General features: G+C 67.9%; 22 protein-coding genes and 1 pseudogene. 15 read left to right on the forward strand and 8 right to left on the reverse strand.

Translation table 11 applies throughout. The annotated features are described in order from the left end of the window. Positions 1-5: 5 nt before the first annotated feature. From GZ997_RS09365 to GZ997_RS09380, 4 genes are all read right to left on the reverse strand, one after another. Positions 6-512 carry a pre-mRNA-splicing factor gene (locus tag GZ997_RS09365; protein WP_162679678.1) on the reverse strand — a complete coding sequence of 169 codons (507 nt, stop codon included), beginning with the start codon at positions 510-512 and terminating at the stop codon, positions 6-8. A gap of 73 nt (positions 513-585) precedes the next feature. Beyond that, the gene (iolE, locus tag GZ997_RS09370) at positions 586-1,512 is read right to left on the reverse strand and encodes a myo-inosose-2 dehydratase (protein WP_162679679.1); all 927 of its coding nucleotides are present in this window, start codon (positions 1,510-1,512) and stop codon (positions 586-588) included. 75 nt (positions 1,513-1,587) lie between these two features. Beyond that, complete coding sequence (locus GZ997_RS09375; protein ID WP_162679680.1) at positions 1,588-2,784, reverse strand: Gfo/Idh/MocA family oxidoreductase; 1,197 nt, start codon at positions 2,782-2,784, stop codon at positions 1,588-1,590. Between the two features lie 201 nt (positions 2,785-2,985). Further along, complete coding sequence (locus GZ997_RS09380; protein WP_308807177.1) at positions 2,986-3,993, reverse strand: LacI family DNA-binding transcriptional regulator; 1,008 nt, start codon at positions 3,991-3,993, stop codon at positions 2,986-2,988. Between the two features lie 331 nt (positions 3,994-4,324). Between GZ997_RS09380 and GZ997_RS09385 the strand changes: the two genes are divergently transcribed. Then, on the forward strand, positions 4,325-4,588 hold the full coding sequence (locus tag GZ997_RS09385) for a mandelate racemase (protein WP_162679681.1): 264 nt from the start codon (positions 4,325-4,327) through the stop codon (positions 4,586-4,588). Between the two features lie 164 nt (positions 4,589-4,752). On the opposite strand, the gene GZ997_RS09390 is transcribed toward GZ997_RS09385, so the two are convergent. Next, complete coding sequence (locus GZ997_RS09390) at positions 4,753-6,126, reverse strand: MFS transporter (RefSeq protein WP_162679682.1); 1,374 nt, start codon at positions 6,124-6,126, stop codon at positions 4,753-4,755. Between the two features lie 100 nt (positions 6,127-6,226). Here GZ997_RS09390 and GZ997_RS09395 point away from each other — a divergent pair, with 100 nt between their 5' ends. From GZ997_RS09395 to GZ997_RS09425, 7 genes are all read left to right on the forward strand, one after another. Further along, positions 6,227-6,964, forward strand: coding sequence for a sulfite exporter TauE/SafE family protein (locus GZ997_RS09395; RefSeq protein ID WP_162679683.1), 738 nt, complete (start codon positions 6,227-6,229; stop codon positions 6,962-6,964). Between the two features lie 133 nt (positions 6,965-7,097). After that, on the forward strand, positions 7,098-8,696 hold the full coding sequence (gene guaA, locus GZ997_RS09400; protein ID WP_162679684.1) for a glutamine-hydrolyzing GMP synthase: 1,599 nt from the start codon (positions 7,098-7,100) through the stop codon (positions 8,694-8,696). A gap of 258 nt (positions 8,697-8,954) precedes the next feature. Next, entirely contained in the window at positions 8,955-9,950 is a 996-nt protein-coding gene (gene guaA / locus GZ997_RS09405) for a glutamine-hydrolyzing GMP synthase (RefSeq protein ID WP_162679685.1), read from the forward strand. A 126-nt stretch (positions 9,951-10,076) separates the two neighbouring features. Then, positions 10,077-10,895, forward strand: a complete 819-nt coding sequence (locus GZ997_RS09410) for a Fic family protein (protein ID WP_203234154.1) — start codon at positions 10,077-10,079, stop codon at positions 10,893-10,895. A 28-nt stretch (positions 10,896-10,923) separates the two neighbouring features. Continuing rightward, the gene (locus GZ997_RS09415) at positions 10,924-11,154 is read left to right on the forward strand and encodes a hypothetical protein (protein ID WP_162679687.1); all 231 of its coding nucleotides are present in this window, start codon (positions 10,924-10,926) and stop codon (positions 11,152-11,154) included. A gap of 195 nt (positions 11,155-11,349) precedes the next feature. Beyond that, positions 11,350-11,814, forward strand: coding sequence for an Rrf2 family transcriptional regulator (locus tag GZ997_RS09420; protein WP_162679688.1), 465 nt, complete (start codon positions 11,350-11,352; stop codon positions 11,812-11,814). Further along, entirely contained in the window at positions 11,811-12,701 is an 891-nt protein-coding gene (locus tag GZ997_RS09425) for an NADP-dependent oxidoreductase (RefSeq protein ID WP_162679689.1), read from the forward strand. Before GZ997_RS09420 ends, GZ997_RS09425 begins: the two co-directional genes overlap by 4 nt. Positions 12,702-12,872: 171 nt before the next feature. On the opposite strand, the gene GZ997_RS09430 is transcribed toward GZ997_RS09425, so the two are convergent. Both GZ997_RS09430 and GZ997_RS09435 read right to left on the reverse strand, forming a co-directional pair. Beyond that, the gene (locus tag GZ997_RS09430; RefSeq protein WP_162679690.1) at positions 12,873-13,511 is read right to left on the reverse strand and encodes an SDR family oxidoreductase; all 639 of its coding nucleotides are present in this window, start codon (positions 13,509-13,511) and stop codon (positions 12,873-12,875) included. A gap of 47 nt (positions 13,512-13,558) precedes the next feature. Continuing rightward, a complete protein-coding gene (locus GZ997_RS09435; protein WP_162679691.1) occupies positions 13,559-13,894 on the reverse strand; it encodes a nuclear transport factor 2 family protein in 336 nt (111 codons plus the stop codon). 195 nt (positions 13,895-14,089) lie between these two features. Here GZ997_RS09435 and GZ997_RS09440 point away from each other — a divergent pair, with 195 nt between their 5' ends. Next, positions 14,090-14,365 (forward strand): helix-turn-helix domain-containing protein, encoded by a 276-nt coding sequence (locus tag GZ997_RS09440; RefSeq protein WP_203234155.1) that lies wholly within the window; start codon positions 14,090-14,092, stop codon positions 14,363-14,365. A 778-nt stretch (positions 14,366-15,143) separates the two neighbouring features. On the opposite strand, the gene GZ997_RS12795 is transcribed toward GZ997_RS09440, so the two are convergent. Continuing rightward, positions 15,144-15,557 carry a hypothetical protein gene (locus tag GZ997_RS12795; protein ID WP_238994386.1) on the reverse strand — a complete coding sequence of 138 codons (414 nt, stop codon included), beginning with the start codon at positions 15,555-15,557 and terminating at the stop codon, positions 15,144-15,146. Between the two features lie 244 nt (positions 15,558-15,801). On the opposite strand from GZ997_RS12795, the pseudogene GZ997_RS12800 reads away from it, so the two are divergent. From GZ997_RS12800 to GZ997_RS09475, 6 genes and pseudogenes are all read left to right on the forward strand, one after another. Then, positions 15,802-16,038, forward strand: a pseudogene (locus GZ997_RS12800) (ATP-binding protein); the annotation flags it as partial. Further along, positions 15,984-16,703 carry a DUF4143 domain-containing protein gene (locus GZ997_RS09455; RefSeq protein WP_238994387.1) on the forward strand — a complete coding sequence of 240 codons (720 nt, stop codon included), beginning with the start codon at positions 15,984-15,986 and terminating at the stop codon, positions 16,701-16,703. The pseudogene GZ997_RS12800 and the gene GZ997_RS09455, both read left to right, overlap by 55 nt. Positions 16,704-16,803: 100 nt before the next feature. Continuing rightward, positions 16,804-17,178: a zinc ribbon domain-containing protein gene (locus tag GZ997_RS09460; protein WP_162679695.1), complete on the forward strand. Its 375-nt coding sequence runs from the start codon at positions 16,804-16,806 to the stop codon at positions 17,176-17,178. Positions 17,179-17,617: 439 nt separating this feature from the next. Further along, positions 17,618-18,877: a DUF4143 domain-containing protein gene (locus GZ997_RS09465; protein WP_162679696.1), complete on the forward strand. Its 1,260-nt coding sequence runs from the start codon at positions 17,618-17,620 to the stop codon at positions 18,875-18,877. Positions 18,878-19,048: 171 nt separating this feature from the next. Then, positions 19,049-20,059 (forward strand): aldo/keto reductase, encoded by a 1,011-nt coding sequence (locus GZ997_RS09470; protein ID WP_162679697.1) that lies wholly within the window; start codon positions 19,049-19,051, stop codon positions 20,057-20,059. 408 nt (positions 20,060-20,467) lie between these two features. Continuing rightward, positions 20,468-21,958: an ATP-binding cassette domain-containing protein gene (locus tag GZ997_RS09475; protein WP_162679698.1), complete on the forward strand. Its 1,491-nt coding sequence runs from the start codon at positions 20,468-20,470 to the stop codon at positions 21,956-21,958. Positions 21,959-22,056: the final 98 nt, after the last annotated feature.

The following is a 22,056-nucleotide window of genomic DNA, read 5'->3' on the forward strand; positions in this document are numbered from 1 at the left end:
GGAACTCAGTCGATGCTGCGTTCCCCGGAGGCGGGTTGATTCACAGGGATGTTGTTGCGGCTGTGCCGCAGAGCGGCAGATGAGAATGCCAGTCCAACGAGTCCCAGTAGGATGAGGGCGCCTCCGGGGAATGTGATCTCCCAGAAGTAGTCCTGGGCGAGCGCAGGCGCTCGTGTTATGGACCAAACGCCGCTGAGGATCCCCAGGCTGCCGGCGCCGGCCAGTATGGAGACGCCGTGGATCGCGGTGCGCAACAGGCGTCGCGCTGACTCCCAGGGTGTGAAGATCTGAACGACGGGCAGTGCCAACCAGGCGGAGTATCCTGCCATGCACCACAATGCCGCCATGCGCAACGGGGAATGTGCCATTGCGCCAAGCAGGTGCCCCATGGCGAGCAGCACTACAGCGATCCATACTGCGGCGCAATAGGCGATGAGGAGGGCGTCATTCCTGGTGAAGCCCGTGGTGCTGCGGTTCCAGCGGGAGACGTCGGTGAAGAATCCGTGAATCATGATGATGGCGGCTCAGTACTGGTGCCGGGTCCGCTGCCCGTGTCGCGGGCCGCGGACCCGCCGAGGAGTGGGCTCAAACGCTGAACAGTACGGACTCGATGTAGGCGCGGGCCTTGGCCCCGTACTCGTGGGGGTTGGCGATGGCCGGGTCCTGCTCGGCCTCCACCAGGATCCAGTCCCGGTAACCGTGGTCGATCAGGAACTTGTAGGGCTCGGTGAAGTCGATCATGCCGTCACCGGGAACGGTGAACATGCCCGCCAGGAAGGAGTCCAGGAAGGACCGCTCCAGCTGCCTGGACTCCTCCAGCTTCTCCGGGCGCACGTCCTTGAAGTGCACATGCGCCACCCGGTCGATGGTGGCCTTAAGCAGGCCCATGACGTCGCCGTCGCCTACGAAGGCGTGGCCGGTGTCGAACAGGAGGGAGACCTTGTCCGGGTCAGTCAGCTCCATGAGCCTGACGGTCTCGGCCTTGGTCTGGATGACGGTGCCCAGGTGGTGGTGGTAGACCAGGGTGAGCCCGTGCTCCCTGGCGATCTCGCCCAGGCGGTTCAGGCCGGCGGCCAGCACCGGCCACTGCTCCTCGGTGAGCACCGGCTTGTTGGTGAAGATGCATACGTCGCGCTTGCCCTGCACGGAGCCGGTCTGCTCGGAGACGACCACACGGGTGGCGCCCAGGAACTGCAGGTACTCGCAGGTGGCGGTGAACTCCGGGATGACGGCGTCCACGCCGTCGCGCACGATGAAGGAGGAGAACCACTGGGCGACGATGGCGATGCCGCGGGCGTCGGCACGCTCCTTAGCTACCTCCTTGGCCGGGAACCAGCCGGCCACTTCGGTGCCGCGGTAGCCCAGGTCCGCCAGGTCCAGGAGCATGTCCTCCAGGGTGTTGAAGGCGCCGACCTCCTTGATGTCGTCGTTGCGCCAGGCGATGGGGTGCATGCCCCAGGTGATGCCGTGGGGGTCGTTGATGGCGGTGGCGGGGTCGAGGCGGAAGCTCATGAGCGATCTCCTTTGATGCGGTTGGGTTTGATGCGGTTGGGAACGTGTCTGTCTGGTTGTTGCGGTTGCTCGGGCTCAGGCGTCGAAGGTGGTGCGGCCCTGAACGCGGGCGACGTCGTGCCACTGCCCGTCGGCCGCGGAGGCGACGACGGCGGCGTCGACCTCGGCGGCGCACCAGGCGTCGGCGGCAGAGGGGGCGTGCTGCTCGCCGGTCAGGACGGACCGGACGAATTGGGCGGCCTCAATGGACTTCAGGTCGTCGAAGCCCATGGAGGTGCCGATGGCGGGCTGGTAGCGGTGCCACTCGCCCCAGGCGGGGCCGGCCATGGCGCGGCGGTAGCCGTGCGTGGGCCCGCCGTCCACGCCCAGGCAGACCTCGAGCTCGTTGAGCCGCTCGAAGTTCCAGCGGGCCGAGCCCTGCGTGCCGTAGACCTCCACCACGTACTCGGCGCGCGGCCCCACGCTCACGCGCGAGGACTCCATCGTGGCCACGGCGCCGCCTTCGAAGCGGGCGAGCATGCCCACGTAGTCCTCGTTCTCAACCTCGCCGACCTCGTCGCCGATCTCGAAGCCGGAGTGGCCGATGCCCATTTTGGTTGGTATGGGGCGCTCCTTGATGAAGGTGTCGGTCAGGGCGGTCACCGAGGCGATGCGGCCGATCAGGTACTGGGCCAGGTCCGCCCCGTGGCTCATCAGGTCCGGGACGACGCCGGCGCCCGCCTTCTCCCTGGAGGCGCGCCAGGTCAGCGGGCTGCGGGGCGAGGAGTTGTAGTCGGCGATGAACCAGATGCGGGCGTTGGTGATGCGGCCGAGCTTTCCGGAGCGGATGAGCTCGCGCATGTACTCAATCGCCGGCGCGTGCCGGTAGTTGAAGCCGACGGCGGTGACCAGGCCGGCGGCCTCGGCGGCGCGGGCTATGCTCTCCGACTGCTCGGCCGAGGTGCCCATGGGCTTCTCGATCCAGAACGGCTTGCCGGCCTCTACGGCGGCCAGGGCGATCTCCTCGTGGAGGAAGTTCGGAGAGGCGATGGAGACAATCGCAACCTCCGGATCGGCCAGCAGCTCGCGGTAGTCGGCGTAGGCGCGCTCGAAGCCCAGGTCCTCCACAGCGGCCCGCTGTGCTTCCTCGATCGGGTCGGCGGCGGCCACGAGGCGGGCCTCAACTTCCAGTTCCGGGAAGCGCTCGGACAGGGAGCGGTAGCTGCGGGCGTGTAGGCGGCCCATCCAGCCCAGTGAGATGACCCCGACTCCCAGCTTGCGTTTAGTGGTCATAGGTGACTCCTTTGTCGGTTGCCGCGACCGAAACGTCGTCAGCGCCCAAGGCAACCATTGAGGTAACGCGTGTCAGCAGCGGTGTACAAGCAGTCTATGGATGAGTATTTGTCCTGTCAAGCGCCGCTTTGTGGGGATGGCTTCGGGGTGAGGCCGGTGGGGTAGACGGGGTTGGTGCGAGTCGGTGGTCGGCGCGATGGCTCAGTGGCGTGCCGTGGAGGAGCGTTCAACCAGCCGGGCCGGCACCACGCGACGAAAGCCGGAGATGTCCCCCGGATTCAGTAGGGCCTCCAGCGCCCCGGCCGCCAGCATGTCCGGGTTCTGGTCGATGCTGGTTATGCGCAGTTCGATGCCCTCGGCCAGGGGGGTGTTGTCGTAGGAGGAGACTCCGAGCTGGAGGGGGATGCTTAGCCCGTGCCCCAGCCCCGCGGCGATGGCGTCAATCGCCAGTAGGTCGTTGTACGCGATCAGTCCCAGTGGTCCTGTGCCCACCTCCAGGGCTTGTGCGATGGCCGCGCCCACGCCCGCGTCGGCGCTGACCTCGGTGAGGCCCACCCCGGCCCGCGCCGCGGCCTTGCGGCACTCCTCAACCCGCTCCCCAAGGATCGTCTCCCGCAGCCGTGCGGCGGGGGAGAGGAAGGCCAGGCGGGTATACCCCTGCGAGGTCAAGTGCTCCACGGTCAATCGGGCGGCGTCGGCCTCGTCGAGCCGCACGGTCGCGATTCCTGCCGACTCCGGCAGGCTGCGGTCGATCACGCACAGACGGACTCGCCGACCCAGGTCCCGCAGCTCCGTGGCTGTCATGGAGGTGCCGGGGAGGATGAGTCCGGCCGGGCGCAGGGACAGGACGTCGTCGATGGTTGAGCTCTCCAGGTCCTCGCCCAGGTCTGAGGCCAGCGCAACCAAGGTGTAGCCGGCCTGCCTGGCCCGCCGCCGCAGTGCCCGCAGCAGCAGGCCGAAGAAGGGGTTGTCCAGGTAGGGCACCACCACCGCCAGGCGCCGGGACTGGCGGGCCGCCAGCTCGGCCGCCGCCGCATTGGGGTGGTAGTCAAGGCGCGCTGCGGCGTCCAGGATGCGGCGGCGCGTCTGCGGAGACATGCGGCCTCCGCCCTTGAGGGCCAGGGACACGAGTCCGCGGGACACGCCCGCCGCGGCGGCGACGTCCTGCTGCGTGGCGTGTGGTGACGCCGGGCGAGATGAGGCTGTCACGGCGTCACTCCTTGAGGTGCGGGGCCGGGAGGGGGTGCGGGAGGCGGTGTAGGCGGTGCCAGGATAGGCCGTGCACTGTGGCGGGTTGCGGGCGGGGCCGCCCTAGTGGTGGGTGCTGGCGCTGGGCGCGGGGTACCGGGCGTGCGGGCCGGGAGTGCCGGCGACGGCGTGAACGTGACGCGAATATCAGTGCTTTGTATTTACAAACCGTTGGGGAAGTTTCTATTGTTCGGGTTGCCGGCCAGACAGGTCGGCGCCGACCGCAGGGTCGGGCACACCGCTGTGCGGGCCGCCCGACCGGTTCCGCACAGGAACTGGAAGGAAAGCCAACATGAACGCACCCGTCGACGCCGCCACCGTCACCACCCCGCAGTCCGCCACCGCCCAGCCCACTACCGCAACGCGGGACGAGGCCGGCGCAACCGAGCTTCTGACGTTCCAGATCGCCCTGCTGGTTGTCGGCTCCGTGCTGCTCGTGATGACCGTCGTCGGCCTCATCGCGTCATCTGCTCCGCTGCTGATCGCCGCCGGCCTGCTCACCGCGGTTGCCACTTTTGTGAGCGTGTACACCGCTGTGAACATCCTGGCCGACTGAAGCATTGAACCGAACCGGAGGACGGGCCTGCGCCCTGCTCCTCCCGAGCTGCGCGGGCGACGCGGACCGCGCAGCACCTGCGCCGCCGGCGGGGCGCGTGCAGTGACACCGCCGCGAGCCAAGCGCCGAGCGCCGACCCCACGGGCCGGCGCTTTTTGCTGTACTCAGCGCATTGCCGCCAGGGCCCACGGCAGTGTCACCACCGCGATCAGAAGGCTGAGCACCTGGCAGCCCAGTACGACCCCGATCGCCGTAGGGGCGGGCACCAGCGCCAGCAGCAGCGCCGGAGCCGTCACGGAGACCAACTGCACCAGCGGCCTGAGCGTAGCGACGGCGCGCCGCTGCGAGCGCAGCAGCCAGGGCGGTACGAGCGGGTCGATGCTGCCCGTGCACGCGGGAGCCACGGCTAGGAACTGGCAGGCCACCAGCAGTGCGTCCACGCCGGCCAGCAGTGCCACCAGGCCGACGCCGTGGACCGTATCGGCTAGAGCCAGCAGCGTGATGCCGCAGGCGGAGGCGCCGATGCCCGCAAGAATCCAGGCGTAGGCGTAGCGGTCGCCGCGCCGCCTGGTGCCTAGCAGTGCAATAGCCGCCCAGGCAGCGGCTAGGACTGCGGCGATGCCGACCGGCAAGGTCGTCATCCCCGTCCCGGCGGCGTCGGCAGCGCCGACGGCCTGGGCCAGTAGGGACGGCCCCAGGCACAGGCTCGCCAGGCCCAACGGCAGGGCCTGTACGGCCTCAAGCAGTAGCCCGGCGACGACGGTGCGCCTAACACGCTTAATCGCGAGGTCGGAGCGGCCGATCGGGTGCTGCTCACCGCGCGTGCCGGTATCCATCATCACCCAGTCGATGCCGACGGCGGCCTCAAGCCCGCCCAGCATGCGCTGCAGCGCCGCGTAAGCGGCGTCCACGCGCCCCTGCGCGGCATACCACTGCGGCGTCTCCGGCAGGGTTAGCATCAGTAGTAGTGAGCCAATTGCTGCCAGCTGTGGAGTAGTCCAGGCGCAGGCCACGCCCTGTGCGGGGGACAGCAGTGCGCCCAGCGCGCCGGCCAGCACCGCCAGGCCGGCTCCGGCCGGGGCGGCGGCCCGCATCCGCGGCATCAGCCGACGGTGCCCGTGCTCGGCCAGCTCGTGGGCCAGCTTTGGTGCCACAATCGCGTAGCCGCCCACCCCCAGGCCGACCACACCTATACCGGTTACGCACAGGAATGACCTGTCCGCGGCTGCCAGCAGGCAGCCGAGCACGGTTAGGACCGCACACGTAAGCATCGCCGGGCGGCGTCCGCCGGCGCGGGAGACAAAGTCGAGGGCGGGCGCTCCCACGAGGGAGCCCAGCGGCAGGGCTGCGAGTGTCAGCAGTAGGGGCGCGAGCGAATCGGCGCCCGCGCTGCCGTGGGCGGTCAGTGCCGCCCTTGCTCCGCTGCTGCCCGCCAGGGTTGCGCCGACTGCGCCCCAGGCGGCCCCGGAGGCCAGTTCGGAGCCCAGGAGCAGGGCCCGCAGGCGCCTTTGCGGCGGGGTGCGCTTAGCGGTTGTCATCAATCGCCTTCCTGCCAGGAGGAGCTGCTTGCGGGCTGCGCCGCCCGAGATGCGACCATGGGCCCCGGTCGGCGGGGCGCACAGGTATTAGGATGCATTTGTGCTGACAATGTTGTCCACTCCGACATGGCTCATCCTCATCATCGCCGCCGCCGCCATCGGCCTGGCCAAGACCGCACTTCCCGGTGCGGCCACGCTCGCCGTCGCCCTGTTCGCCACGGTGCTGCCTGCCAAGGAGTCCACCGGCACCATGCTGGTGCTGCTGCTGGTGGGGGACGTGCTGGCGATCAGCATGTACCGGCGCGACGCCGACTGGGGCACGCTGCGTCGGCTCGTCCCCGGAGTGCTCGCGGGCGTGGTGCTGGGCGCGCTCTTTTTGCGCGTGGCCTCCGACGAGGTCACCAAGAAGTTCATCGGCGTGCTGCTGCTGGCACTGATCGCGGTCACCCTGCTGCTCATGCGGCTGCCGCGGCCCCCGCAGATCCAGGGCCGGGTGGGGCGCGCTGTCTACGGCACCCTGGCGGGATTCACCACCATGGCCGCCAACGCCGGCGGACCGGTCACCAGCATGTACTTCCTGGCGTCGCGCTTCCCGGTGGCGACCTTCCTGGGGACCACCGCGTGGTTCTACTTCATTGTCAACCTCGTAAAACTGCCCTTCTCGATCGGCTTGGGCATTATCCGGCCCGATACGCTGTGGCTGGACCTGGCGCTGGTGCCGGTCGTGGTGGTTGCGGCGCTGGGAGGGCGCTGGCTGGCCGGGCGCATGGACAACAAGATCTTCGATCCACTGGTGACTGTGCTGACGGTGCTGTCCGCCGCCTACCTGCTGGTGTGAGGCGGGGCGCACTGGCAGGCGGAGGGTGCTGGAAGCGCGCACGTCGAAGAGCGTTCGGGTGGCCGTGGTGCTCGGCCGTGGCGCTCGCGGGCGTCGTCGTCATCGCAGCGGCGGATCCCGCTATCCTGTGCCGGTGACGACATCTCCCCATGCCGCCACCGGGGAGGAGGGCCGGACCGGCCCCGTCCTCGTGGTGGACTTCGGCGCCCAGTACGCCCAGCTGATCGCCCGTCGCGTGCGCGAGGCGAGCGTCTACTCCGAGATTGTGCCGCACAGCATGTCGGCGGCGGGCATGCTCGCCAAGCATCCGGCCGCCATCATCCTGTCCGGCGGGCCCGCCTCCGTGTACGCCGACGGCGCCCCGGGCGTGGACCCGGCCCTGTTCGACGCGGGGGTGCCGGTGCTGGGTATCTGCTACGGCTTCCAGACCATGGCCCAGGCCCTCGGCGGCACCGTCGGGCGCACCGGCACCCGCGAGTACGGGCACACCGAGGCCGACGTCGACCCCGACTCCTGCCTGTTCGCCGGCACCCCCGCCCGGCAGGCGGTGTGGATGAGCCACGGCGACGCCGTGCAGGCCGCCCCGGACGGCTTCACCGTCACCGCCTCCACCGCGCAGACGCCCGTGGCCGCCTTCGAGGACCCCGCCCGGCGCCTGTACGGGCTGCAGTGGCACCCGGAGGTGATGCACTCGCAGTTCGGGCAGCGGGCACTGGAGAACTTCCTGCACGACGGCGCCGGCATTCCCGCCACCTGGACGCCGGGCAACATCATCGACGAGCAGGTCGAGGCCATCCGGGAGCGGGTGGGCGACGCCCACGTAATCTGCGGCCTGTCCGGCGGCGTCGACTCCTCCGTGGCCGCGGCCCTGGTGCACCGGGCCATCGGGGACCAGCTGACCTGCATCTTCGTGGACCACGGCCTGCTGCGCGCCGGCGAGCGCGAGCAGGTGGAGCACGACTATGCCCAGGGCATGGGCATCCGCGTGATCACCGTGGACGAGTCCGAGCGCTTCCTGACCGCGCTCGCGGGCGTGAGCGAGCCGGAGGCCAAGCGCAAGATCATCGGCAGGGAGTTCATCCGCTCCTTCGAGGCCGCCCAGCGGCGTGTGATTGAGGAGGTGGGCTCCGTCGGCGGGGAGATCAAGTTCCTGGTGCAGGGCACGCTGTACCCGGACGTGGTCGAGTCCGGCGGCGGCGAGGGCGCCGCCAATATCAAGAGCCACCACAACGTGGGTGGCCTGCCCGAGGATCTGGACTTCGAGCTGATCGAGCCGCTGCGCGCCCTGTTCAAGGACGAGGTGCGCGCCATCGGCCGGGAGCTGGGTGTGCCCGAGGGGATCGTGGCCCGCCAGCCCTTCCCCGGGCCGGGGCTGGGTATTCGCGTCATCGGCGAGGTGACGCGCGAGAACCTGCGCATCCTGCGGGCGGCGGACGCGATCGCCCGCGAGGAGCTGACGGCGGCGGGGCTGGATGGGGAGATCTGGCAGTGCCCGGTGGTGCTGCTGGCCGATGTGCGCTCGGTGGGTGTGCAGGGCGACGGGCGCACTTACGGGCACCCGGTGGTGCTGCGGCCGGTGAGCAGTGAGGACGCCATGACGGCGGACTGGACGCGGCTGCCCTACGACGTGCTGGCTCGCATCTCCACGCGCATCACAAACGCGGTCCCGGAGGTCAACCGCGTGGTGCTGGACGTGACCAGCAAGCCCCCGGCCACCATCGAGTGGGAGTAGCGACGGCCGCAGACTGCTGAGTGCGCGGCGGTATGTCCGAGGTGGAAGTGTCAATATTGATGACAAACCCTCCCGATGCCGACGAGAGCCGATCCGGCACCCGCATGATTCCAACGTTTTGTTTGCTGGCGCCAACGCCCCTGGACGCGTTTGTCATCGATTTTGACATCTTGGGTGCCCGCTCATCGTGAAGGGTCGGCTTCTTCCGCGCCGTCTCGGGGATGGCAGTAGAGTCGTCCGCGGAGCACGCACGCGACGATGAAGGAGACCGCAGTGGACTTCACCTCCAACCAGCGCCCCGACATGGAGCGCATCACCACCCCAGAGCTGGCGGACGCCTTCATCGCCGAGGCCGTGGAGGCCGTGCGCGCGCAGGTCGGCGACGGCAAGGTGCTGCTGGCGCTTTCCGGCGGCGTCGACTCCTCCGTCGTCGCGGCCCTGCTCATCAAGGCGATCGGCAAGCAGCTGATCAGCGTCCACGTCAACCACGGCCTGATGCGCAAGGGGGAGTCCGAGCAGGTGATCGAGGTCTTCCGGGACGGGCTGGGCGCCAACCTCATCTACGTCGACGCCACGGACCGGTTCCTGAACCTGCTGGCGGGCGTGGCCGACCCCGAGGCCAAGCGCAAGCTCATCGGCGCCGAGTTCATCAACGTGTTCGCCGAGCAGGCTGCGGGGCTTGAGGGTGTCGGCTTCCTGGGGCAGGGCACCATCTACCCCGACATTCTCGAGTCAGCCGAAGGCGTGAAGGCCCACCACAACGTCGGCGGCCTGCCCGAGGACATGGACTTCGAGCTCGTCGAGCCCGTCAAGCTGCTCTACAAGGATGAGGTGCGCGTGGTCGGCCGCCGGCTCGGCCTGCCGGAGTCCATGGTGGAGCGCCAGCCCTTCCCCGGCCCGGGGCTGGGGGTGCGCTGCCTGGGCGCGATCACCCGCGACCGCCTGGAGGCGCTGCGGGAGGCCGACGCCGTCGTCCGCGAGGAGATCGAGGCCGCCGGCCAGGACATCTGGCAGTACTTCTGCGTGGTGCCGGATATGCGCGCCACCGGCGTGCGCGAGGGCAAGCGCGCCTTCGACTGGCCCGTCATCATCCGCTGCGTCAACACGGTCGACGCCATGACCGCCGAGGTGCCCGAGCTCGACTGGTCGCTGCTGCGGCGGATCACCACCCGCATCCTGGCGGAGGTTCCCGGCGTGTGCCGCGTGGCCTACGACCTGACCCCCAAGCCCATCGGCACCATCGAATGGGAATAGGCAGGTAGAGCGAGGGGCGCGCGACGGGCTACCCCAAGCAAGTGCAGCATGCCGCAGCCGGTCGGGAATCTGGCATGGAACCTTGGGCCGCCGAATAGACGGCGCCGGACCCTACAATCGTGTCCGATGACGACTGATGACGATGCGCCGGTGACGCGGCCATCACGCGCGGCGACGGCGCCCTTGCTGAATGATGCCGCGGAGCGCGTCAACGTGCCCGGATCGCCGCTACTGGCCCGGCTGCGAGCGGAGAAGGCGGAGAGGATTAAGGGCGGGATCTACCACCGCCTCCAGATCGACCTCACCTACTCCTCGAACCGGATTGAGGGCAGTCGGCTCTCCGAGGAGCAGACCCGCCTCATCTTCGAGACCCGTACGCTAGACGCCTCCGAGGGGCCGGTACGCGTGGACGACGTCGTCGAGACCTCCAACCACTTCCGCGCTATCGACGCTGTAATCGACCATGTGGGTGAGCCGCTCACCGAGGGTGCGATCAAGCGTCTGCATCGCATTCTCAAGGCGGCGACCGGCGACGCCGCCAAGGAATGGTTCGCCGTCGGCGACTACAAGCGCGTGCCCAACGAGGTCTCCGGGATGCCGACGACGCCGCCCGAAGAGGTGCCTGAGGCGATAGGTGCGCTCCTGACCCGCTATCGTCCGGCTCAGCGCCACACCCTGGAAGAGATCATTGACATGCACGTGTGCTTCGAGCGCATCCACCCTTTCCAGGACGGCAACGGCCGGGTCGGGAGATTAATCATGCTGGGTGAGTGTCTGGCGAGTGGCGTCGTGCCCTTCATCATCACCGACGACATGAAAGCCTTCTATTACCGGGGTCTGCGCGAATGGGATTCGCAGCCCGGATTCCTGTTGGAGACCTGCCGTGCAGCGCAGGACCGCTTCAAACAACACCTCGACTACTTCCGCATCCCGTACATCGGCTGAGCGTCCGGCCAGCCGCGGAGACCGGGTTTTGATCATCGAAGACGATGCAATCGCGATTCGGTCGCTGCGGCTCGAGGAGACGCCCCTGCTGGAGGACTTCCTGCTGGAGGCGGTCTACGTGCCCGAGGACTTCACCGGGCAGGTGCCGCGCATCCGCCTGTACGAGCGGCTGGGCTTCCGGATCGTGGGCGACGGCACGGACGAGACCGAATGGCTGATGGTGCGCGATCTCCAAGACGCGCCCGCTGACCCGCGATAGGACCGAGAACGCCGCCGGTCGGTACGGCGGCACCATGCAGTAAAACGTCGTAATTGCGGCGGCGATAGCCACAGCAACTGGTAGCGGGAAGCGGAAGCACGCGTTCGGCATGCCCGTGCTGCGAAACCGCGATCCCACCGTAATAGGGCATGCGTTACGCTGAACCTGTACTACTTGGTGATACAGGAGGTGACGATGGATACGCGGTTCTCAGTGGCGGTGCACGCCCTGGTACTGGTCTCGCAGGCGGAGGCGCCGGACGGGCCCATCACCTCGGCCAGGATCGCCACGAGCACAGGCACCAACGCCAGCTACGTGCGCAAGGTCATGGCCGGTCTCGCGCAGGCAGGAATCGTCGGCTCACACTCCGGGGCCGCCGGCTACCACATTCTCATGAACCCGCGCGACGTCACGCTCCTGGCGGTTCACGACGCCGCCTGCGGGCACCCGGTGCATGCCATCGACATGCACCGCAACCCCAACGACGCCTGTGTCGTCGGCCGCCACATCGAACCGGTGCTGACTCCAATGTTCGCCGAGGCGGAGGATGCGCTACGGCGCGCGCTCGCCTCCCGCACCCTCGCCGACTGCACCACCGCCATGCGCGCCCGGCTCACGCCTGCCGAACGCGCCGAACTCAACCATGGAGGAACCAGATGAAGGCAGCCGTTCTGATCCGCTACGGCAAGGCTCCCTACGCCGTGCAGGTCACCGATGTCCGCGACCCCGAGGTCGGACCGCGCGACGTGCTTGTGCGCGTGCGCGCCGCAGGAGTGAACCCCCTGGACACCATGATCGCCCGCAAGGAGGTCAGCCTCTTGGTCGGCTACCGCACCCCGCTGGTGATGGGCAACGAACTGGCCGGCGAGGTGGAGGCCGTCGGCGCCGAGGTGACGCGGGCGCGCGTGGGGCAGCGGGTCATGTGCCGGATGCCGCTGGACCGGATCGGCGCATTCGCTGAGTACGCCGTCGTCGACCAGGACGCGCTCGCCCCAATCCCGGACGCCTACTCCTTCGAGGAGGCGGCCGCCGTCTCGCTCACGGCGCTGACGGCAATGCAAGCCCTGGACCTGCTTGAGGGGGTCGGCGAGGGCGACTCCGTGTTCATCTCCGGCGGGACCGGGTCCCTGGGCGCCACTGCCATCCCGCTGGCCGCCGCCCGCGGCCTGCAGGTGATCACCTCCGGTAACGCCCGCCACGAGCAGCGGGTGCGGGAGCTGGGGGCCACGCGCTTCATCGACTACCGCACCCAGGACTACGCCGACGTGCTTCGCGACGTCGACTTCGTCATTGACTCTCTCGGCGGCCGCGAGGTGGATCGCCAGCTGGGCATCATGCGCTCCGGCGGCACCATGGTCTCGCTGCGCGGTGGCCCCAACGGCGAGTTCGCTCGGCGGGCGGGATACGGCCCCCTCAAGCGGGCGCTATTCACGCTGGCCGGCATCCGCGCGGACCGCGCGGCCGCCAAGCGCGGGCAGCGCTACCGCTTCGTCTTCGCCCACTCCGACGGTGCACAGCTGGAGCGGGCCTCGACGATCCTGGCGTAGCCGGGCGTACCCGTGCAGGTGGGGGCAGGTCCTGCCGCTGGCGCAGGTGTCCGTGGTGCTGGCGCGCGTCGACGCCGACGGAGCCTCGGGCAAGGTGGTGGTCACCCCCTGAGTCGGCCGCCGGTGGAGCCCGGTCGGCTCGCTCTTAGTTGGGGCGCCTCCGCGCGCAGATCAGGCGCGAGCCAGGGCGTCGGCGATGGGTTCATCGCCCCGCTTGATCGTGAGCACCTTGCCGACGGTGCTGGGCGTGTCGAGAACGCGGGCCAGGACCTCGGCGACGTCGGGGATGGGAATGCTCCCGTCGTGCTGCGGGTATAGCTCGATGAGCCCGGTGCCCGCCTCCTCCTCCAATACGCTCGGCTGTACCAGAGTCCACTCCAGGCCCGAGAGCCTGGTCAGCCACTCGTCGGCGAAGAACTTGGCGATGTTGTAGTCGGTGATGTTCTTCAGCGACGGCTCCTGTTCCCACTTCTCGGGCTGCAAGGAGAAGATCGAGCTGAGCATTATGAAGCGGCTGATGCCGGCCGCGGCAGCGGCCCGCATGAGTTTCACGGCACCGAACGCGTCGGTCTGCAGCAGGTCCTTGCCGCGCGAACCGGCGGTGAAGACTACGGCGTCGCTTCCGCGTACCTGGGCTGTCATCGTCTCGACGTCGGCATGGAAATCGAAGTCCTGGGCGACGACGCCCGTCGGCCACTGCCGGGACTCGGCATTGCGGGACGCGGCGATCACCTCATATCCGCGCGCCGCCAGGCGCGACACCAGCTCCTGACCCACGCGCCCGGACGCTCCTGCGACAAACACCTTCATGGCGATCTCCTTTCCCGTCATATTCCGTCTTCTCCGTCCGTCGGCGGTTACTTGTCGGTGAATACCTTCGCGGCGATCTTCCATCCCTGCTCGGTCTTCCTCAGTACGTGGAAGTCCACGTAGCCGGCGCCGTGGAAGTTCTCCATCGTTACGCGTACGGCGGCGATGTCATTCACGACGTCGAGCACGTCAATCTGCGCGGTCGACTCGCCGGGGCCGAGCTGGTCGACGGTGTCGAACAGGGTCTGGATGGGACCCCCATTGATGGTCGCGCCCTCCATGAAGGCGGGGCGCTGTGCATCACCGCTCACGTTGCCGCCCTCGGTGTAGATCTTCACGCAGTCGATGATGTCCTGGTAGTCGCGGATGGATGCGTTAGCCATGCCGGTGTCCTCTCTGGTCTGAGGGCGGAGCGCTGTGGGTGCCCGCCCCACGTGCGGCACTCTATTGCGCCGCCGGAGACCAGGCTAGTACTATTTTAGAAGACAGGTACCATCTCAGAAGAAAGTGCAAAGATGTCGGATCGCGGCACAAGCATTGCGGACGCGAAGTTCGAGGGCACCGGCTACAGCTACACGATGTCGCTCATCAGAGGTAAGCACAAGATGGCCGTCTTGTACTGCCTGATGGAGTTTCAGCCGGTTCGCTTCAACGAAATGCGGCGTTATCTGGGCCGGATCACGGACAAGACCCTGTCCGCGAATCTGAAGGAACTAGAAGCGGACGGCCTGGTGGCGCGCCAGGAGTATCCGCAGATTCCTCCGAAGGTGGAGTACTCGCTAACCGAGCTGGGGGAGTCGCTCATGGAGGTGCTCGACCAGCTGTGTACTTGGGGCGAGGCGCATATGAGCTGAGTCCGTCGCCTCGGCCTCGGCAAGCAGGGATGCTGACGGGTGGCGGTTCGGTCGACTGGCTCGTGTCTGCTTGGACTGCCGGGCTGCGCTTGGACCGTCCGGCTGCACTTGGGCCGCCCCAGGCGCACTCCCAGACGGTCCAACCGCGGAGATGCGGTCCAAGCAGGGCCCTGAGACCAGTAGGGGCCTGGGAAAGGTGCGGGCGCCGGGCCCGGCCTGCCTCGCCGCCGCCAGGCAGCGCGCCGGATGCAGGGCAGGGCCGCAAGCCCCGGGTGGACGGCTAACCAGCTGTGCCGCTCGCCGTCGAGTACGGCAATGCCTTGGAGAGTTGCGGGCGGGGCTCTTCCAGCTTCGGGGGCGTGGTGTTGGACTCCGGGGTGATCTCGGGTGCGCGGGTGGCCTTGTCCGCCCGCGGTGGCTCGCTGTTGGTGCTCGTTCCCGTGTGTAGCGGCCCGAAGTGTCCAGAAACGGCATAAACGACTCCGACATCGCCCTAGGACATGGGTAGAACGTTGGAATCATGCGGTTTTCAAATCGGTCCCAGCGGTCGTCGGTGGCCTTCGTGCCGAATTTGGACATTCCGCCCCACGGCGGTCGCTCGAGGCGCACACCACCCGCCAGCACCCAACCCACTAGGCCGGCAACAGCCATCACCCACTACACCCGCAGACCGGAAGAGTTCCTTCAGGCAGCTGATCCTGGAGAAGGGCTTCGCGGCAGTCACTGTTAAAGAGCTGTGCGAGCGGGCGCGCATCAACAAGAAGGCCTTCTACTGCCACTACCCAGCCATCGAGTACCTGCTGGCCGAGGTGCAGGCGCAGTACTCCCAGCCCGACATCGAGCGCATCGCGGGGCTGTCATTTCCAGAGAATGCCGAGGTGATCACCCGTGCCTTTTTCGAGTTCAGCGTCGCGCAGACGAGTTTTATGAGGCGGTCACCGTTGCTGGGCGGCACGACGCCATCCGTGAGCGGATGATGGCCGAGGTCCGTGAGGCGGATGGCAGCGGCAACATCCCGCACGGCTGGGATGCGGGCGAGCGGGAGTTGTACCTGGCTCATGTCACTTCGGCTCCGCTGCGCATCTACCAGGCGTGGCTTGAAGGGGGAAAGGCGGTCGCGCCACAGCGGATGGTGGAGATCGGCGTCGGCCTGGTGATGGATGGGGCTCGTGCCCTGAGCGATGGCGCGCATTGTTAGCAGCCTCGTGCGGCTGGTTGAGGCTTGAGATGACGCCAACTGCCTGGTTGGAAGGGTGCCAACTGCCGGGTTGGAATGATGCCAACTCTCGGGTTGGGGTTGGTCTTGCGGTGGATTGAGAAAGGCAGTCGATGACCGATACGAGCTACTGTCCTCGCGTCGTTGACGCACTGATAAGCGAGATCCTGGGCTATTCGGGCGGGCTTCTCATCGAAGGCGTGCGCGCTGCGGCAAGACCATGACCGGACGGCAGCATGCGGCATCCGAGGTCGCCCTGGACTCGGGTCTGCCCCAGATTCGAGCTGCGCTCGACCTCGATCCTGCGTTGCTGCTGGAGGGTGATACTCCTAGGCTGATCGACGAATGGCAGCTGGCGCCGGACCTGTGGAATGCGGTACGACGGGAGGTCGACTCCAGGCAATGCCCCGGACAGTTCATACTCACCGGTTCCTCGGTTCCCGCCGAGGATGCTACGCGGCATTCTGGTATCCACCGGATCTCCAGGGTGCGCCTGCGGCCGATGACCCTGTTCGAGCGGGGCCTGGGTACAGGGAAGGTCTCGTTGGCGGCACTGTTCGACGGCGAGGCGCCGCTGCCTGTACAACTCAGGTGCTCAGTGCAGATATCGCCGCGAACTACGTCAACGCCCTTAGGCGGCTCTTCATTGTCGAAGAGCAGCCCGCGTGGGCTCCGCACCTGCGCTCGCGCTACGCGGTGCGCACCTCATCAAAACTCCATTTCGTGGATCCCGCACTGGCTGCAGCCATCACCGGGACCTCGGCAGAGCGCCTGATGCAAGACCTGGATACCGCCGGGTTGTGGTTCGAGTCCCAGGTTGTGCAGCATCTGCGTACTTTCGCCGAGTTGCGGGGCGGGCGTGTCTACCACTACCGGGACAAGTCGGGAAAGGAGGCCGACGCCGTCGTCGAGTTCGATGACGGTCACTGGGCTGCTTTTGAGGTCAAATTGGGGCAGCGGCAGATAGCGAAGGCCCAGGACTCCCTGGCCGCGTTCGTGGCGGATATTGACACGCGACGTACGCCCGCACCGGTCTTCACCGCCGTCGTGACTGCGGACGGTCCCACTATGAAGCTTTCCGACGGCGTCCTCACCTTTCCCCTGAGGGCCTTGTGCCCATGATCGGCGATCGGGGTGGCGGTGCAACAACCCGTTGCTCGACGGGGCGTGTGCTGTTCTTATGTGGCGGCAGCGCTGGGAAGCCGCGGAAGAGGAGGCCGATATGGCAATCGGAGAAGTCATCGCCGAGGTCCGAGTGGAGCGGGGATTGACGCAGGACGAACTGGCGCAGCGGGTCATGGACACCCGGCAGGCGGTCTCGCGCCTGCTCGAGGCGCCACCCGGACCCCACTGCCAGAGCTGTGGCATGCCCATCCCGAAGGAGGAGCAGCACGGCAAGAAGATGGACGGCACCAAGTCCGAGGACTACTGCGCCTGGTGCTACCAGGACGGCGCTTTCATCGGTCCGGAGACGCTGGAAGAGGCGATCGAGAACAGCGCTCCGTACATGTCCGAGGGTGTGCACATTACCGAGGACGAGGCCATCTCCTACATGAGTGCGGTACTGCCCCACCTGCGGCGCTGGCAGAAGCGATAAGGCGCGAAGCTGTGTATTTGGGGTGCGGTGGCAGGCTCGTTCGCCAGGGCCTGGTGGAGGGCATGCCCCAGTGCGGAGGCAGAAATGTCCAGATTCGGCAGAAACGCCGTCGATGCCCATGCAGCCTGATGCGGCACCCGCATGATTGCAACGTTCTGCTCGCGGTTGCCTACGCGTCCGGCGCCGTTCGTGCCGTTCTCGGACATTCCGCCACGGTCTGCGCCGGGATCGGGCCGTCGCAACCGGCTGCCGCGATGCGCGCGCACCTGAACACCCTCGACCTTACCCGTCCGGCGCACTCTTGTACCGGAAGAGCCGGACTGGCGCCAACTTACGCAACGGATCTGGTCCAACTGACGCAACGGATCTGGTCCAACTGACGCAGTCGGGTAGGCTGGCGTCGGAAGGATGCGGGATTCGGAAGCTGGAGGAACGAGCCATGCGCTACCTGCCACGACTCGCAGACGACCTGCTTGGCGAGGCGCTGGCGATCAGCGGTGCGGTGCAGGTCAGGGGACCGAAGTGGTGCGGCAAAACCGCTACCTCCTTACAGCAGGCCGGCAGCGTCATCTACCTCCAGGATCCAGACCGCAGTCGGTCCTACCTCGCGCTCGCTGATGCAAAGCCCTCCGCGCTGCTGGAAGGTGAGACCCCGCGACTCATAGACGAGTGGCAGATGGCTCCGCAGCTGTGGGACGCGATCCGCTTCGCCGTCGACCGCCGCGGCGAGCCGGGGCAGTTCATACTCACCGGCTCATCAACGCCGACTGTACAGGGGATGCATTCCGGCGTCGGGAGGATTGCCTCCCTAGTCATGCGGACCATGACGCTCTTCGAGTCGGAGGAGTCCACTGGGCAGGTGTCTCTAAAGGCGCTTTTCGACGGAGAAACGGAGATCGCCGGCGTCGCCACGCTTGACGTGGAAGACATGGCACGGGTGCTCTGCCGCGGCGGCTGGCCTGCCGCCGTCACCGCAGGCGCAGCGGTGCCGGCCGGGCGCCTGGCAAGGAACTACGTTGAGGGCCTGGTCGACTCCGACGTAGCGCGCACGGATGGTGTCGCCCGAAACGCCACCCGCATGCGCGCACTCATGCGCGCCTATGCGCGCCACGTCTCCACTCAGGCCTCACAGGCCACGATCGCGGCCGACCTAGCGGTTGATGAAGCCTCCATGGCACCCAACACGGTAAGCGACTATCTCGACGCATTGTCGCGCGCCTACGTGATCGAGGACCTGCCTGCATGGAACCCCGCGCTGCGCTCGAAGACCGCGATCAGAACCAGCCCGACCCGTCATTTCGTGGATCCGTCGATCGGTGCTGCCGTCATGCGCTGGACTCCGGCTGACCTGTTAGGTGACTTCGAGACCTTCGGACTGCAGTTCGAATCGCTGTGCGTGCGCGACCTGAGGGTCTACGCCGAAGCCAACGACGGGACGCTCTTCCACTATCGCGACAAGACCGGCCTAGAGGCGGACGCTGTCATCGTCCTCGCCGACGGACGGTGGGCGCCGGTCGAGGTCAAGCTCGGTTCCGCGCAACTTGACGATGCTGCTGCCCACCTGCGCCGCCTGCGGGACCGTGTGGACTTGGACCGAATGGGCGAGCCGTCCTTCCTTGCGGTGATCACCGCCGGAGCCACCGCTTACCGCCGAGATGACGGCGTCTTCGTCATCCCCCTGGCCTGTCTGCGCAACTGACAACGCGGCGCCCTGCAGTCCGGTTGCTCGGCTCGACGTGTGTTCGGGGGGCACTGCCAGAACCTGGCTGTGTGGGCGAGGCCAGGGGCACGCTAAGGCCGGGGCGACGGCGCCGCCGCCCTGCGTGCCCGAACGCGCATACCGACTCACGAACTCTAGGAGACTCGGACAATGGAGTACACCAAGCTCGGAACCACGGACATCACCATTCCCCGGCTGTGCATCGGAGGCATGAGCTTCGGGAGGATCTTCCCCGACTTCCACCAGTGGGTCATTGACCAGAGCGCCACCCAGGCCGTCATCGCCCGCGCCCTGGAGCTCGGGGTGAACTTCATCGACACCGCCAACGTCTACGCCCACGGCACCAGCGAGGAGTTCATCGGCGCCTCCCTGAAGAACCTAGGCGTCAAGCGTGAGGACGTGGTACTCGCCTCCAAGGTCTACTTCAACGAGGGGCACCTGTCCCGGGAGGCGATCAACCGGGAGATCGAGGGGACCCTGCAGCGCCTGGGCACCGACTACCTGGACCTGTACATCATCCACCGCTTCGACTACGGCACCCCGGTTGAGGAGACCATGGAGGCCCTCGACTCGCTGGTGAAGGCGGGCAAGGTCCGCGCCCTGGGCGCCTCGGCCATGTACGGCTACCAGCTGCACAACCTGCAGGCGGCGGCCGACGCGGGCGGCTGGACCCGCTTCGCCTCTATGCAGAATCACTACAACCTGCTCTACCGTGAGGACGAGCGCGAGCTGATCCCCGTGTGCGAGCAGTACGGCATGTCGCTCACCCCGTACAGCCCGCTCGCCTCCGGTCACCTGACCCGCCCCACCTGGGACTCCGAGTCGGTGCGTTCGGCCACCGACGGCACCATGCGCGCCAAGTACGACCACGACCGCGAACTCGACCTGCCCATCATCGAGCGCGTAGCCGAGACGGCGAAGAAGCGCGGTGTGCCTATGGCGGATGTGGCGCTGGCCTGGCACTGGGCGCGGGGCGTGGCCGCACCGATCGTCGGCTGCTCGCGGCCGAGCCGGGTTGACGACGCCGTGCGCGCCCTGGACCTGAAGCTCACCGCGGAGGAGGTCGCCTACCTGGAGGAGCTCTACCAGCCTCACGAGCTGGTCGGCCCGCTCGCTCGCCCCGGCGACAAGCCCCTCGCCAGCGCAACTGCTAGCAAGTGACTGGATCATGATCGAGGTGCTCCGCCCCGGCAATGCTACTGGTCCTGCCGGGGCGGAGCTGCACCCTGCATGCTGACTGCGCACATGCGGTGGGGAGGACTGGCGAAGCCGGGACAAGCCATAGCTGGGCTGGACGAGCGCGCGCCAACCCAGTAGCGTCGGGCGCATGAGGAAGTAGCGATGCCCCACGGGCGCACGGAACCAGACTCAACACATGAGGCCGTGCCCGGGGTGCAGCATCGCTGACCTCCATACCGATGGGCCACCGGCCTGAGCTCGCGCCCCATCCGGCGCAGACTGAACCCGCCTCAGCGGGCGCTCTGCCCTCCGCACGAGTACGGCCTCATCGGACAGTCCTTATCGCGAACAGCCTGCACTGCCGCACGGCCCCCACCCCAGGAGGCCCGCATGCAGTTCACCCTGTCCGATATCCACTACACCTACCCCGGTGCCGCATCCCCGGCGCTGGTCGGCATCACGGTTACCTTACCGACCGGCTGGACCGGCGTCGTCGGCGACAACGGCTGCGGCAAGACCACCCTCGCGAGCATCGCCTGTGGAGACCTGAAACCCGACGCCGGCACGGTGGCTCCGCGGCTCGTGGCCCACTACTGCGCCCAGGACGCCACCGCGCCGCCACTGGCGCTGACGGACTTCGCCTGCGCCTACGACAAGGTCGCCATGCGGCTGCGGCGCGACCTCGGCGTCGATGACTGGGCCTGGCGCTACGACACCCTCTCGGGCGGACAGCGCAAACTGGTCCAGATCGCCTGCGCCCTGTGGGAACAACCAGACGTGCTGGTGGTGGACGAGCCGACCAACCACGCTGACGCCTCTTCCCACGCGGCCATACGCTCCGCCCTGGCGCGCTTCAGCGGGGTCGGCGTCCTCATCTCCCACGACCGCGCCCTGCTGGATGCGCTGTGCACCCAGTGCCTGTTCATGTCTCCCGGGAGCGCCGTCATGCGCCCGGGCGGCTATACCCAGGCCGCCACCCAGGCCGAGCTGGAGCGCGACACCGCCCTCCAGCGGCGTGAGGCGGCCAGGCGCGAGCAGCGGCGTCTGGCCCGGGAGACCCAGCGACGTCGCGAGGAGGCGTCCCGCACCGCCTCCCGCCGCTCCGGACGCAACATCGCCAAGCACGATAACGACGCGCGCTTCCGCCGCCGGTTAGCCGTGGTGAGCGGGCAGGACGGCAAGACGGGGCGGCTTGCCTCCCGTATGGAGGCCCGGCTCGCCCGCGCCGACGCCGAAGTGGAGGCTATTAGGATCGACAAGCGCTACGACGCCGATGCGTGGGTGGACGCCGCCCCGAGCCGAAGGCCCGTGCTGCTGCGCACCGAGCCGCTGGCCCTGCCCCTGGGGGAGGCGGTTACGCTGCACACCCCGGCCCTGCACCTGGACAGCCGCGACCATGTGGCACTCGTGGGTGACAACGGCACCGGTAAGACCACGCTCGTCGGCGCCCTACTGGGGCATCTGCCGCAGGACACCACCCGCCTGTATGTGCCTCAGGAGCCGGACCGGGCGACAAGACAGGCGACGCTGGCGCGTCTGGCCGGGCTGGGTACCGAACGTCGCGGCCGGGTGCTGTCGATCGTCGCCCGGCTCAACTCCTCACCGGAGCGGGTCCTGGAAGGGGAGGAAGTCAGCCCCGGAGAGATGCGCAAACTCATGCTCGCACTCGGAGTCCTCGACCGGCCTGAGCTGATCGTCATGGACGAGCCCACCAACTACCCGGACGTCGGCTCCATCCGGGCGCTGGAGGCGATGCTGGCGGCATTTCCTGGGGCGCTGCTGCTCGTCTCCCACGACGCCGCCCTGGTGGAGGCGACCACCTCCACCACCTGGCGGATTCGCCGGCAGGACACGGGAGAGCTGTGGCTGGCCGTGGATTAGGCGAGCGTTGCCCGGTCGCCGTTGCCAAGTCATTGCAGGCCGCGACCGCAGTGGAACAGGCGTGGGGGCCGGGCGGCAACGCGCCGCCGGCCCCCACG

The sequence above is a fragment of the Actinomyces sp. 565 genome, from assembly GCF_010365615.1.
Classification (GTDB): domain Bacteria; phylum Actinomycetota; class Actinomycetes; order Actinomycetales; family Actinomycetaceae; genus Actinomyces.